Genomic DNA, 13,222 nt, shown 5'->3' with positions numbered 1-13,222 from the left:
GCTGCTAGAACCACAGGCGCACGCCCGCCACATACCGCGTTTGCCGGGTGCGCTGCCCTTCGGCGCGCGCAAAATCCGCCGTCTGTCCAAACTTGCCCGCCCATTCGACGCCGACATAGGGCGCGAACTGGCGCGAGAATTCGTAACGCAGGCGCAGCCCTGTGGTGGCATCGGCCAGCCCGCTGCCCAGGCCACGCGCTTCATCGCGCCGGCCATACAGATTGACTTCCATGCGGGGCTGCAGAATCAGGCGCTGGGTGAGCAGGAGCTCGTACTCGCCCGACAGGCGCAGTGCCGTGCGTCCCGCGCCGCCGACGTAGGCCGTGGCATCGACGTCGAACCAGTACGGGGCGAGCCCTTGGATGCCCACAGCGAGCCAAGTCCGGTCAGGGCCGGCGCCGCTGTCCTGCCGCACCCCGAGTTGGGTGTCCCAGAACGGAGCCACCGCGTGGCCCCAAAGGACCTCGGTGCGTGCCTCCTCCAGTTTGCCGTCGGCGACGTCCCCTTCGGCCTTGAGGACCAGGCGGTCGTAGGTGCCGCCGAACCAGGCTTGCGCCTCATAGGCGGTGGCGTTGCCGTCCTTCGTGTCGACGCGCTCCAGGCGATCGAGGAGCACGCTGCCAAACGCATGTTCATCGGACAGCCGCAGTTGCCGTGGCCCAGGAAATGCGTACGGGCCCGACTCCAAGGTCAAGCCATTGGCATACGCGTGCGGATCGCGGGCATCGGCGGGGGCGGCTCCGCCTTGCATGCGCATGCTGCCGTGGTCCATGGTGGCGTTCGCGGACGATGGGGCGCGCGTTGGGGCGGCAGCCGCGCCCGAGTGCGCGGCATGGGCGCCGCCTTCCGTCGGTGTTTGCGCCCAGACGGGCGCCGCACCGAGCAGCACCAGCGCCGCCGTGAAGAGAGAGCAGGGTTTCATGGCGAATCTACTTGGGATGAGTTTCATGACACGACCACCACACGGAACATGCCCATGTCCATGTGCAACATCAGGTGGCAGTGCCAGGCCCAACGCCCCAGGGCGTCGGCGGTCACGAGGAAGCTGACGCGCTGCGCGGGCTGCACCGGGATGGTGTGGCGACGCACCAGGAACTGCCCGTCGGGTGTTTCCACCTCGCTCCACAGCCCATGCAAATGCATCGGGTGGGTCATCATCGTGTCGTTGTGCAGGATGATGCGCACCCGCTCGCCATACTTCAGATGCACCGGCGTGCTCTTGCCGAACTCGAGGCCGTCGAGCGACCAGGTATAGCGCTCCATGTTGCCGGTGAGGTGCAGCTCGATCTCGCGCTCGGCCCCGCGAGGATCGAGAGGGCCGCCGATCGTTTTGAGGTCGGCCAGCGTCAGCACGCGCCGGCCGTTGTTGCGCAGGCCAATGCCCGGATCGTCAAGATTGGTGCGCGGCATGTCCACCCGCATATCCGTGCTTGGGCCGTATTCCGTGCGTGCGTGACGGACCGTGGCGCTGGGCTTGGCCATCGCGCCGCCTGTCATGCCATGCATCGCGTGCTGGCCGTGATCCATGGCCATCGCGCCATGGTTCATGCCGGACATGTCGTGCTTCATGCCCGGCATGTCGTGGCCCATCGCGCCGTGGTCCATCGCGCCCATGGCCGAGCCGCCATGCCCCATCGCGCCGTGGTCCATCGCGCCCATCATGTCGGCCATGGTGAGCCATTCGACGGGATCGAGCGCAGGCACGGCGGCGCTCAAGCCCTCGCGCACCGCGAGCGTGCCGCGGGCGAAGCCGGTTCGATCCATCGATTGCGCGAAGATCGTGTAGGCGTCCTCTCGGGGCGTGACGATCACGTCGTAGGTCTCGCCCGGCCCGAAGCGGAACTCATCGACGGTCACGGGCTCGACGTTCTGCCCGTCGCTTTGCACCACCGTCATCTTGAGCCCCGGGATGCGCACGTCGTAGAAGGTGTTGGCCGCGCCGTTGATGAACCGCAGACGCACGCGCTCGCCCGGCCGGAACAGGCCAGTCCAATTGCCGGCAGGGGTGACGCCGTTCATCAGGTAGGTCAATGTCGCCCCCGAGAGATCGGCCAGGTCGGTCGGGTTCATCCGCATGTGGTTCCACATCGCACGTTTGTCCAGTGCGCGGGAGAGCCCCATGTCGGCCACGTCACGGAAAAAATCGATCGCCGTCGGCTGATTGAAGTTGTAGTAGTCGCTTTGCGCCTTGAGCTTGGCGAGCACCCGCATGGGGTCTTCGTCGGTCCAGTCGGACAGCAGCACGACATGGTCGCGGTCGGCGCGGATGGGGTCTGCCTCACGCGGCTCGACGATCAAGGCCCCGTACATGCCGGTCTGCTCCTGCATGCCGGAGTGCGAGTGATACCAGTAGGTGCCGGTTTGTTCGAGGCGAAACTGGTAGGTGAAGGTTTCGCCAGGGGCGATGCCCGGGAAACTGACCCCAGGCACCCCGTCCATCTGGTAGGGCAGGATGATCCCGTGCCAGTGGATCGAGGTGGCCTCGCGCAGGCGGTTGGTGACGCGGATGGTGACCGTGTCGCCTCCCCGAAGTTTGAGCGTTGGCGCCGGGATGGAGCCGTTGATGGTGGTCGCCATCCTTGGCCTGCCGGTGAAGTTGACCGGCGACTCGGCAACCACCAGGTCGATGTTCGTGCCGCTGAGCACGGGCGCCGCACCCGTGCGCGTGTCGGCCAGCCCCTGCGCCGCAGCACGCACCCAGGGTGACAGGCCGACCATCACGCCGCCGGCGACCAAGCCGCGCACGAAGCGCCGCCGCGAGGGCACGGACGGCCATGGTGAATGAAACGGTCTCAAAGGGGGCATGGGATCCTCGCGGAGAGTTTCTGCAGTGAGTTTCTAATTCGGCGGATGAGTGCTGGGATGCTAGGGGCGCACCGCTGTCAGGAAGCTGTCTGAACGATTACATGTTTGTCATCAATGCGTCAGGTGCGCTAAAAATCGTCACACTGGCGTTTATCGGATACGGCCGAGCATCCGCATGAAGATATTGATCGTCGAAGATGAACCCAAAACGGGCGACTACCTGCGACAAGGCTTGAGCGAAGCGGGTTTCGTGGTCGATCTGGCGCAAGACGGCGCCGATGGTCTGCACCTGGCCTTGCAGGGCGAGTACGACCTGGTCATCCTGGATGTGATGCTGCCCGGCCTCGACGGCTGGCAGGTACTGCAGTCCTTGCGCCATCGCGGCCTGCAGATGCCGGTGCTGTTCCTGACCGCACGCGATCAGGTGGAAGACCGGGTCAAAGGCCTTGAACTCGGTGCGGACGACTATCTGGTCAAGCCTTTCTCCTTTGCCGAATTGCTGGCCCGCGTGCGCACGATCCTGCGCCGGGGGCGCAGTGGCAACGAGAGCACCGTGCTGCGCGTGGCCGATCTCGAACTGGACCTGCTGCGCCGACGCGTTTCACGCGGCGGGCGACGGATCAGTCTGAGTGCCAAAGAGTTCGGCTTGCTGGAACTGCTGATGCGCCGTCATGGCGAGGTCCTGCCCCGCTCGCTGATCGCCTCGCAGGTCTGGGACATGAATTTCGACAGCGACACCAATGTGATCGAGGTGGCCATCCGGCGCTTGCGCGCGAAGATTGATGAGGGTCATGAGGTCAAGCTGATCCACACCGTACGTGGCATGGGTTACGTATTGGAAGCACCGGAGGAGCGCTGAATGTTTCGCTCCCTGTCACTGACGACCCGGCTCACCCTCTTCTTTACGTTGGCGGCTGGGGCTGTGGTGTTTGGATTGGCCTTGTTGGTCATCGCTGCATCCGAGCGGCATTTCATCGAGCTGGATCACATGGCGCTGCAGGACAAGCAGCACCTGATCGAGGATATTTTGGCGCGATCCAATTCGGCCGAGGACGCCAAGTGGCTGCTGCGTGAGGCATTGAGCCACCATCACGGGCTGTACGTCAGCGTCCATGATTCGAAAGGTGAAACGCTCTTCCAGTCCGAAGGATTTCGCCTCCCGCGCGAACTGTCACCGGCGGATGAAGGCAACGGCAACGACGCGCTGATCCATTGGGCCGACGAAGGGCAGGCGTTTCGCGGGATGCTTGTCCGGGTTATTCCAGCCTATGACGCAACGACGCGGCTGGACATCCTCGTTGCCATGGACACGGCGCATCACACACGGTTCATGCTGGAGTTGCGGCGCACCCTGATGACCTATGCCGTCGTGACGATCGTCATCTGTGGCTTGCTGAGCTGGTTTGCCGCGTACAAGGGGCTGGCGCCATTGCGTGCCATGAAATCCAGAGCCACCACGCTCACGAGCCAGCGGCTGCACCAGCGCATGCCCGTCGAGGCGGTACCCATCGAAATGGCCGATCTGGCTCACGAACTCAACAAGATGCTGGACCGGCTGGAAGACGCGTTCACGCGACTGTCGGAGTTCTCGTCGAATCTGGCGCATGAGCTGCGCACCCCCCTGAGCAACCTGCTGACCCAGACCCAGGTCGCGTTGGCTACCCGGCGGGATGCCGATACCTACCGGGAGATCCTGGCTTCCAATGCCGAGGAACTGCAGTGTCTGGGCCGCATGGTGTCCGATATGCTGTTCCTGGCCAAGGCCGAACGCGGGATGATGCTGCCGAACCGGGAACGTTTCTCGGCAGCCGAGGAAACGCACGCCCTGATCGAGTTCTATGAGGCGGTCGCCGAGGAGAAGGGCGTCAGACTGGCTCAGCGTGGTGAGGGCGAGATCGTCGGTGATCGCTTGATGTTCCGCCGTGCCCTGAGCAATCTGCTTTCGAACGCGCTGCGCCACACCCCGCCACATGGCGAGGTCACGATCGAGATCAGCCAGTCTTCCCAAGCCACCCGGGTGAGCGTCGAGAACACCGGCGAGGACATCGACCCGAGGGTACTGCCGCGCCTGTTCGATCGGTTTTACCGTGCTGACCCATCGCGGTCACATCCGGAAACCGACGGCGCAGGGCTGGGATTGGCGATTACCCGCGCCATTATGCAAACCCATGGAGGATCGATCAGCGTGACGTCCGCGCAGGGCAGGACCCGGTTCTGCCTGGAGTTCCCAGGCGGAACCTGATGAGGTGAAGCAGTTGGGGCGAGCCAGCCCAAGTGCCTTTGGTCTGTGCGCTTTCGCAGAGGCAATGGCCCCGATCGCTGTTGAACCGACCGGGCTGACGGCTCCCGATCACGGATCAGCGTGAACGCTACGAAGAGTTTGAGAGAACTCGAGGGCGTGATCATGCGCCGGGGCCCGGTGCCATGGAGCGGCTTTGCCGTCATGTACCGAGGTGGCCTTGCTCTTGGCGATCCACGTCCTGACCGAGATCATGACTCGGACATGCGCTTTGCAACCACCTGCGCGCGAAAACCTCGGCCGGCTCCGGACGGGCGAAGTAATACCCCTGTGCTTCGTCGCAACCCAATGCCAGCAAGTGTTCCGCCTGCGCTGCCTCTTCCACACCTTCGGCCAGGGTCTTGAGGCCGAGGCTCTTCGCCATGGCAACGATGGCGGACACAATGGCGAGATCGTTGCGATCGGTCAGCATGTCCCGCACGAACGAGATGTCGATCTTCAGTTTATGAACGGGAAATCGCTTGAGGTAAGCCAGTGAGGAATACCCGGTGCCGAAATCATCGATGGACAGCGCAAACCCGGCCGAGGTCAGGGCGCGCGTGACCCTCCATCACCGAGATCGCGGCAGCCGAGAGCATTGACCGGGGGCATGCAAGTCGGATCGCGCAACTGACCCGGCTTGCACCTGACATCGTCGAGGCGTGCGTGGTGGAAAAGGCAGTCGGGCTTGTGCTGGAGCGCCTGATCCGGCGAGCCTTGCCATTGGATTGGGCAGCGCAGCGTGAAATTCCAGGGCGGGAATTCAGTCGTTGATATTGCCGGGGCGGCATGTCCCGCGCTCGCTGCTTCAGGCACCGAGGCGCAGGATGCGCCGCGCACCGTTCAATACCAGCAGCGCGATGAGCGAGCCAATCACCAAATCGGGGTAACGCGATCCTGTCCAGGCGACCAACGCCCCGGCCGCGATCACCCCCAGGTTTGCCAGCACGTCGTTCGTGGAGAAAATCCAGCTTGCCTTCATGTGAGCGCCGCCTTTTCGATGACTGGAGATCAAGACAAGGCAGGTAACGTTTGCAATGAGCGCAACGAGCGCGATCCCCATCATGAGCGGTGGCTCGGGCTCGCTACCAAAGACGAAGCGGCGCAGCACCTCGGACATTGCGCCGAGCGCGAGCAACAGTTGCAGCCAGCCTGACAACCGCGCCGCCTTCAGCTGGTGCCCGGTATGACGGCCGACGGCGTAGAGCGCGAGCCCGTAGACGGCGGCATCCGCGAACATGTCCAGTGAGTCAGCCATGAGCCCCGTGGACTGCGCAATCCACCCGGTCGTCACTTCGACGACAAACATGGCGGCGTTGATGGCAAGCAACCATTTGAGAGCGCGAGACTCTTGCTCGGAGGACGGCTGGCTGTCGCTTTGCCCATCGACAGTGTGCGGGCCATTCGATTCAGTTGACGCAATGAGACGGGCGCCCAAGCCGAGACTTTCAAGCTTGCTTGCAATGGGTTCGACGGGGCCGTCGTGAAAAACACGCAACTCGCGCTTGCCAAGATCGAACTCGAGTGCGGCCAGCCCGCTCGTATTCTCGAGCGCGAGCCGGATCATGCGCTCCTCCGAAGGGCAGTCCATCTTCGGCACCGAGAACAGACTCATCCTTCCCGTCCCGGTCGGCGTGGCACCCGTCATGGACTCCGCCTTCCGCTCGGACGCACATCCGCAGGATTTCTGGCATTCATCAGTCATAGTCATTGGTCCTTGATTCTTCTCGTTCCTGATCCGGCGAGGCTCTTGCAGAAACCAGCAAGCATCCGGAGGGTATTTTGAGATTTAACACTCTATAGGGCACTTCGCATAACCCCATTTCCGAAGGCTGAACCGGCATGAGGGCGCTCGCGTCGTTCAGTTCGGGGTTCTCGGTGCCGCTCAGGCCCCGTCATCGCAGCCTTGGCGGGCGCCCGAGGCCCTGCAAAACTGCGTTTGCAGGCTCTGCGGGCGCACCTCTCCCTTCATCGCGCACACCCGCACGGGTCATGGCGCACCAGCCAGACCAGCCGCTTGGCGTTGTACGCCGCGCACTTCAGCAGGATCGCCAGTTCGTTTCTCGCCAGCGTCATCGCCCGCACGCACTTGCCGCCCAACTGCTCGAGGCCGGCGAACACATGTTCGCCTCTGGCGCGGACGCGGTTGATCGCCTTGTTGCGCGCGTCCAGTCGCACGCGCCGCTCCTGCCCGGGCTTGGCACGCCGCGCGATGCCGTCGCGCAGCCCGTGGGCCTGCAGCAACTGGCGGTTGGTCTGCGCGTCGTAGCCTCGGTCGGCCAGCAGCCGCGCGCCGGTGTTGGCGCGGTCCAGCACCTCCTTGAGCGTCTGGCCGTCGTCGGCGTTGGCCGGCGTGACCTTCGCCCGGCGGATCAGCTTGTAGCGCGCGTCCGCGTTGGCGTGCACCTTGTAGCCGTAGAAGCTCTTGCCGTGCTTCTTGGTCCAGCGCGCGTCGCGGTCGGTGTGCTGCAGCCGCTTGGCATTCCAGCCCTCGGGCCTGCGGCCTTCGTTGAGCGCTTCGCGCTCGTCCTTGTTCGCCTGGGTGAGCGGTGCCTGCACGATGCTGGCATCCACGATCTGCCCGCCGCGCGGGATGTAGCCGTGCTGCTGCAACTGCAGGCTCACCGCCTCGAAGATAGCGCGGCCGCCCAGACCGCCTTGGGCCAAGCGCTGCTTGAAACTCCACAGCGTGCGCGCATCGGGGATGTGCAGTGCTCCGTCCAGGCGGCAGAAGTGCTGGAAGCTCATGCGGTCCAGCACCTGGTACTCGCAGTCCTCGTCGCTGAGGTTGTACAGCGACTGGATGAACAGCAGCCGCACCATCACCTCGGTGGGGTACGGCGGGCGCCCGCCTTTGCTACGGTCAGCGCGAGGGCAGGCGGTGTCGACCCGGGCGGCAATGGCCGCGAAGTCGATCAGTTCGTCCATTGCTGCCAGGTTGGCGATGAAGCCGCCGAGCTTGGCTTGGCGCTGGTCCTGCACGAACAGGTCAGCGCCAGGCTGGTGACGCCACAAAGACGAGGGCTTGATGCGCGGGGTGATCATGGGCGACATCATGCCGGCTCACGGGCTGCAAGGGGGAGGGAGGTTTCGAGAAGTGCCCCAGTGGGCCATTGCGGTGACAACGCAGCATGCGAAGGCTTCTTCGGCCTGCTCAAGCGCGAGCGGGTCTACCGCATGACCTACCCGACGCTCGATGCCGCACGGGCCGATGTGTTCGAATACATCGAGCGGTTCCACAATCCGAGGATGCGACGAAGGGTCGCCAGGCAAGACCAGAAGTTCTCAACCCTTTTACAACCGTCCGTGATTTCGGGGTAGAACCCGTCTCGGGGTCATCCGATGCATGAATCGTTTGGGTGCCGCTAGCGATTGCCTGAATACGGCGTTCGTCTGCTGGGCGGACAATTCCGGTTGCCCGACCGTTATCAGTAACCTGCCATGCATAGAGCTTCAACGGTCGAGGGTAGTTATCGACGCTGCCGATGCAGCCTTGATAAGTGCTTCGGCTGTCTAACCGAATCGGTACTCCTGCCGCCTGCAAAGCAGCAAGGATTTGCGGGATTGCGGTCATGCAAGCTGTTCATCCAAGTGACAACAAGCTTATATTCTAGATTGTTGCCACCATAGCTTCACCCTTCCACGCCCCTCGCCTGGTGGGGCTGATCTCCGCCCCCAACCGGCTGCATGAGGCCCCCGAAGTCGACCAGGTCTGGGAGATCACGCAGCGGCCAAGAACGATGCGTCCGCCGCCCGTTGCGTTGTTGACCGAAATCACCTGCGCCCAGGACAATAATCGTCTTGACACGAGAAGAGCAACCTGATGGCTACTCCGCTACCTACTCAAGACATCCTCGGCGTCTTTAAAGCGCTCAAGGATGATATTCAGACGACGCTGCTTACGCCCCGCGGCCTTTCCATCAAGAGTTGTGGCACCAGGGCGCTGGCCCTGGGCGAGCCGACGAGCCAGACAACGGGGTTTTGGAGCAACCCGCAGGCTGTTACTAGCAAGCCTCCTCGGTGGATCGTTCAAGTCGAGGAGCAAGGAGATGGAACGTTTGCATCGAGGTTTGCAACTGATGCGACAGGTAATCCCTTTCCGATGGCCAAGACGATCGGCTACATCAACAATAGGGACGGTTCGTGCGCGGTGTGCGCGTTTCGCGTGCTGCCCGCACTCAAGTCTGCGGGGTCAGGAAGCTGGCAGTTTCCGCAAGGTTGGGAGTACCTTTTCGTCATTGCTTTCGCGCGACCACTTCCTGCCGGTACTTCCGGCGATGCGCTCAGCGACTTCAATCCGGCTGCGAGCACGATCGACTTCGGCGGCGGCGCAGCCAAGCGCAACTACCCCATCGCATTTCGGGCGCTTGTAATGGTACCCGGAGCAACTGCAGCCGTTGGCAGCGCGACCTATGACGTTGTCGGTCAATCAATCGCCGGTCTTGCTGGTGCCGATCTCTACGACGGCACGCAAGACGCTGAGAGAGACCGCCTCGTCGCCAACCTTTCGGCTGTGTTTGCCGCAGCGCCGTTGACGGGGCCGTTTTCTCTTCCCGAAGACACGTCTCTCGTCGGCATTGATTCGTCCATCTACCGGCAGATTGAGGCGGCCGTCAACTCCGGCAAGCGCCACATCATCTTCTATGGACCGCCAGGTACCGGCAAGACGACCCTGGCCGAGTACTTGGCTCGTGAGCTTTCCGAGCGCGACGACGGTGACGGCTCCTACCTAATGCTTACCGCATCCTCAGCATGGAGCGTGCAAGATCTTGTGGGTGGCTACCAGCCGTTAGGCGGAGGGGCAATCGGCTTCATCCCCGGCGCGATGCTGAGGAACTTCGACAAGCCCACCATCATCGATGAACTCAACCGCTGCCCGATTGACAAGGTTCTGGGTCCACTCTTCTCGATTCTCTCTGGGCAGTCGTCGGTGTTGCCATGTCGAGCGGACGCAGCAGATCCGACAAGTCCCTTTCACGTCGTCTTGCCTGAACCGCGCTCCGACATGGCACCGCACGAGCATGCCCCCGAACCGGCTTGGCGCCTGATCTGCACGCTCAACACCTACGACAAGACGCAACTGGGCCAGATCTCCTATGCGTTGAGCCGTCGCTTCGCGTGGATTAAGGTTGGAGCGCCGTCGGACCTTGAGGCTTTCACGGTAGAGATGTCTCGCCGACTGGGCCTTACCGTTCCCGACCCGATACCTGCGAATCCGGTTGCGGCAATGTGGCGGGCGGTCAACACCGCGCGCGAAATTGGCGGCGCGCCAATCGTAGATTTCTTGAAGACCCTGCGGGCCCTCGATCATGGCGTTGACGCGTTCGCCCCGCCGGCTGGCGCGGCGGCCGACGCGTTTCTCTCCGCGTTCCGCATGTGTATCTTGCCGCTCATGGACGGGCTGTCCCCACGAGAGGCATCTGATTTGGCAGTCAGCGTCGCAGCGGCTTGGGCTCTCGACGCTTCAAGAGCGGATCGACTGAGTATGGACTGCAGGGAGTTCTCTGCGTGACGCAACAGGAGCCGGCACTTGAGGCAACGTGCCTTCGAGGCCTCCTTCGATATCTCGGCTCCGGCCCCCGATCACAGTATCGTGGGCATGTTACCGGCTTGACTCGAGATGACGTCGACGCGCTCTTGATGTGGTGGGCGCTGTCAAAGCCAGTGGGTGCGCTGGCCTCCAGATGCGCCAGCAGACCTCGTGAGATTTCGCCGTCGTTCGAAGAGTTCCGAAGGGAGGTATCCGGCGAACTGCCTGGACCACCAGATGCAGCTGCGTCCGCACTGCTGCAAGCAGTCACATGTGATTCGGCCGCATTCATCGTCAATGAAGCGTCCGGGACTTGGCTGTCGGGACCGAATCGTGTGCTTGCCAAGACACTGGACAGTGCGCGAACGGCACTTCGGTCTGCGGCTCTTCATGCCCGAGGCGGGCTGTTTGAAGGACCGGCTCAAGAGCGGCTGAGCGTAATCGATGACGCACTACGGACAGCACCGCTTCGAGAGATCTTGAATTCGCCTGCGGGTCGCGCGAGGCTTAACGCTCACGACCGAAGGCAAGCCGCGAAAGCACGCGCACCTCTGTACCGCCTGGCATGGGACTGTGCTTCCACCGCGACGGCCATCGAGAACCTTGAGCCCGAAGCAATAGCAGCGCTACTCCAGTGTGAGTTGCTCCCGAGGTTGGAAACATGGCGCCTGTTCGAATTGGCTTGCCTGCTCGATGTGGCTGCCGCATTGTCGGCCGTTACCGGCGACTCCTGCCGACTCGATATGTCGTTCGCCACGACTCGACCTGCTGCGCGTATTGGAAACCTTCAAGTATGGTGGCAACGCGCGATTGCGGCGCGCTCACGCCCATATCTTGATGAAGGGGAGCGCAAGGCAGCGGATCTCGCAAGTTCACTCGGGGTCAATGCCGGTACCGCGCGCGCCGACCTTACGGTCGAACGAGACGGGCGCGTCCTCGGCATTGTCGAGTGCAAGTGGTTTGGCAACGAGGCGTCAGCGCCCGGAGCGATTCTGGAAGCATGTGGGCAGATCGTTGGCTATGCCCGCGACGCGGCCTGGCGCCAACACGAAAGTGCCGACGACCTTTTGACGCGAAGCGTGATCGCTCTGGCGCGCCGCGGCCCTGCTCCCTTGCGACTAGGCCACGGCCCGATCGGCTGTGTTGGTCTTGACGACCTTGGTGGAGACGCGCTTTACCCTTGGGCCAGCCTGATCGCCGCTGCTTGAATGGTCTCGCTGCTGCGACCTTGCGGCACCACCGTCAGCCACGAGCGGGACCTCGCGCTCATCAACCGCAGCCGCACACGGTGTGTGGATGACGTAAGACGATGGCTTACCAGCACTCAGGCAATCTTGCGTGCCCTGGAATCTGGACATTGCCCCTTCGAGGTAGGCTGCATTCATTTCGACGCAAGCCCATCGGCGGCCTAGCGCTTCTGCCACCGCCCCGGTGACGCAAGATCCTCCGAAGGGATCAAGAACAAAGTCACCCGGATCGGTCGTCATTCTGATGAAGTACTCGGGCAACGCCGCCGGAAACCTCGCAGGGTGAATGTCTAGACCCTTATCTCTGCAGTACTCCTGATACGCGCCTGTCGATTCGGTGTTTGCGATTGCCAGCAAATTTGGGGGAACCGAGCCTCCGTTATCCTTTCCGAACTTCTCCGAAATCACGTGCCCGGATGGACGTGTCTTGGCTTGATAGCCGTTCTTGATGAGCGACTTCATTGACTCGCTGTACGGCGCGAGAACTCGTCGGTTGCTGGCTTTAGGAAATGGGGTCTTGGAGAGCCACCAGACGCAGTTCACTGCGTCTTTCGGCCGAACGCGGCGGACGTTGACCCACTCGGCGGGCGTTGGAAGTTTGGCCGGGTTCCACCAATAGTGCTCCAGGGCAAGGTGAAAGCCGTATTCCTCGCAGAGCATGATCAAGAGTTCGAAGTGGTACAGGGAGCGTGTCGGCGTTCCCGGCTTCCAAGCCCCGCCGATGTCGATGACGAGACTCCCGTCATCCCGAAGAATCTTCCTGAAGCCCTCCGCGAAAGGTCGAAACCAGTCGCAGTAGGCGTGAGCGTCCTCATTCCCGTACGATTTTTTACGGACCAAGCCGAATGGAGGCGAGGTCATGATCAGATTGACGCTATTGGGTTCCCTTCGCTCCATCCAATCCAGCGAGTCACCGTTCCACATGCTTCCCAATGCGGTGCGGTGGTATTCGGTCAGTGGACGGGGAATACGCTTCACTTGCGCCTTTGGAGTTGCAGACTGGATGTCTGCACGTGCAAGTGCCCGCAGGTAGTCACTGATGGTCTTGTATCCCAGGGTCTTCACCCGTTCTTCTAGCGCCGCCTTCTCTGCAGCGCTCATACGTATCGACGTGGTCGTTTCTCTGGGTTCTGACACAGTTGGTCGAGCCATTCCTGACTCCTCGCGTTAATGTTGTTCAGCCAGGCCCGACGTAACACGAAACCCAGCCTTGTTTTCGTATTACATTATGCCTCGGCGCTCGGAGAAACGCAACGCCAATCAGGGGCTCCGCGGGGCGTTCGGCATTGGTCTGTCAACGAGCAGGCTACCCTCAGCATGTCGCCTTGCAACGAGCCCCGGCAACACCTTCCCGCCGCCGTA

Annotated in this window: 9 protein-coding genes and 1 pseudogene; 4 read left to right on the top strand and 6 right to left on the bottom strand. The window is 62.6% G+C overall.

Going from position 1 to position 13,222, the window contains the following annotated elements; translation table 11 throughout:
• Positions 1-4 precede the first annotated feature (4 nt).
• Together CTA01S_RS14415 and CTA01S_RS14410 are read right to left on the bottom strand one after the other, a co-directional pair.
• On the bottom strand, positions 5-922 hold the full coding sequence (locus CTA01S_RS14415; protein ID WP_232301080.1) for a copper resistance protein B: 918 nt from the start codon (positions 920-922) through the stop codon (positions 5-7).
• Positions 923-945: 23 nt separating this feature from the next.
• Complete coding sequence (locus CTA01S_RS14410; protein WP_062196588.1) at positions 946-2,805, bottom strand: copper resistance system multicopper oxidase; 1,860 nt, start codon at positions 2,803-2,805, stop codon at positions 946-948.
• A 175-nt stretch (positions 2,806-2,980) separates the two neighbouring features.
• On the opposite strand from CTA01S_RS14410, the gene CTA01S_RS14405 reads away from it, so the two are divergent.
• On the top strand, positions 2,981-3,664 hold the full coding sequence (locus CTA01S_RS14405; protein WP_062196586.1) for a heavy metal response regulator transcription factor: 684 nt from the start codon (positions 2,981-2,983) through the stop codon (positions 3,662-3,664).
• Positions 3,665-5,047: a heavy metal sensor histidine kinase gene (locus tag CTA01S_RS14400; RefSeq protein ID WP_062196584.1), complete on the top strand. Its 1,383-nt coding sequence runs from the start codon at positions 3,665-3,667 to the stop codon at positions 5,045-5,047.
• Between the two features lie 199 nt (positions 5,048-5,246).
• On the opposite strand, the gene CTA01S_RS14395 is transcribed toward CTA01S_RS14400, so the two are convergent.
• The 3 genes from CTA01S_RS14395 to CTA01S_RS14385 form a co-directional block, all read right to left on the bottom strand.
• Positions 5,247-5,636 (bottom strand): EAL domain-containing protein, encoded by a 390-nt coding sequence (locus CTA01S_RS14395; RefSeq protein WP_082438493.1) that lies wholly within the window; start codon positions 5,634-5,636, stop codon positions 5,247-5,249.
• Between the two features lie 255 nt (positions 5,637-5,891).
• On the bottom strand, positions 5,892-6,788 hold the full coding sequence (locus tag CTA01S_RS14390) for a cation efflux transmembrane domain-containing protein (protein WP_062196632.1): 897 nt from the start codon (positions 6,786-6,788) through the stop codon (positions 5,892-5,894).
• A 263-nt stretch (positions 6,789-7,051) separates the two neighbouring features.
• Complete coding sequence (locus CTA01S_RS14385; protein ID WP_232301078.1) at positions 7,052-8,128, bottom strand: IS5 family transposase; 1,077 nt, start codon at positions 8,126-8,128, stop codon at positions 7,052-7,054.
• On the opposite strand from CTA01S_RS14385, the pseudogene CTA01S_RS17035 reads away from it, so the two are divergent.
• A pseudogene (locus CTA01S_RS17035) lies at positions 8,057-8,404 on the top strand (IS3 family transposase); the annotation flags it as partial. The gene CTA01S_RS14385 and the pseudogene CTA01S_RS17035 sit on opposite strands and share 72 nt — an antisense overlap.
• A 502-nt stretch (positions 8,405-8,906) precedes the next feature.
• Positions 8,907-10,595, top strand: a complete 1,689-nt coding sequence (locus CTA01S_RS14375) for an AAA family ATPase (protein WP_062196579.1) — start codon at positions 8,907-8,909, stop codon at positions 10,593-10,595.
• A gap of 1,136 nt (positions 10,596-11,731) precedes the next feature.
• Here CTA01S_RS14375 and CTA01S_RS14370 read toward each other — a convergent pair.
• Positions 11,732-12,961, bottom strand: coding sequence for a DNA-methyltransferase (locus tag CTA01S_RS14370; protein WP_084362455.1), 1,230 nt, complete (start codon positions 12,959-12,961; stop codon positions 11,732-11,734).
• Between the last annotated feature and the right edge of the window lie 261 nt (positions 12,962-13,222).

The sequence above is a fragment of the Caldimonas taiwanensis NBRC 104434 genome (assembly GCF_001592165.1).
Taxonomy (GTDB): Bacteria; Pseudomonadota; Gammaproteobacteria; order Burkholderiales; family Burkholderiaceae_C; genus Caldimonas; species Caldimonas manganoxidans.
The sequence above is the reverse complement of the archived record's forward strand: the minus strand, read 5'-3'. Positions and strand labels throughout refer to the sequence as shown.

Excerpts from the sequence above, each read along its gene's own strand:
- CTA01S_RS14415 (WP_232301080.1), bottom strand. The coding sequence starts at position 922 with ATGAAACCCTGCTCTCTCTTCACGGCGGCGCTGGTGCTGCTCGGTGCG.
- CTA01S_RS14410 (WP_062196588.1), bottom strand. The coding sequence starts at position 2,805 with ATGCCCCCTTTGAGACCGTTTCATTCACCATGGCCGTCCGTGCCCTCG.
- CTA01S_RS14405 (WP_062196586.1), top strand. The coding sequence starts at position 2,981 with ATGAAGATATTGATCGTCGAAGATGAACCCAAAACGGGCGACTACCTG.
- CTA01S_RS14400 (WP_062196584.1), top strand. The coding sequence starts at position 3,665 with ATGTTTCGCTCCCTGTCACTGACGACCCGGCTCACCCTCTTCTTTACG.
- CTA01S_RS14390 (WP_062196632.1), bottom strand. The coding sequence starts at position 6,788 with ATGACTGATGAATGCCAGAAATCCTGCGGATGTGCGTCCGAGCGGAAG.
- CTA01S_RS14385 (WP_232301078.1), bottom strand. The coding sequence starts at position 8,128 with ATGATCACCCCGCGCATCAAGCCCTCGTCTTTGTGGCGTCACCAGCCT.
- CTA01S_RS14375 (WP_062196579.1), top strand. The coding sequence starts at position 8,907 with ATGGCTACTCCGCTACCTACTCAAGACATCCTCGGCGTCTTTAAAGCG.
- CTA01S_RS14370 (WP_084362455.1), bottom strand. The coding sequence starts at position 12,961 with ATGAGCGCTGCAGAGAAGGCGGCGCTAGAAGAACGGGTGAAGACCCTG.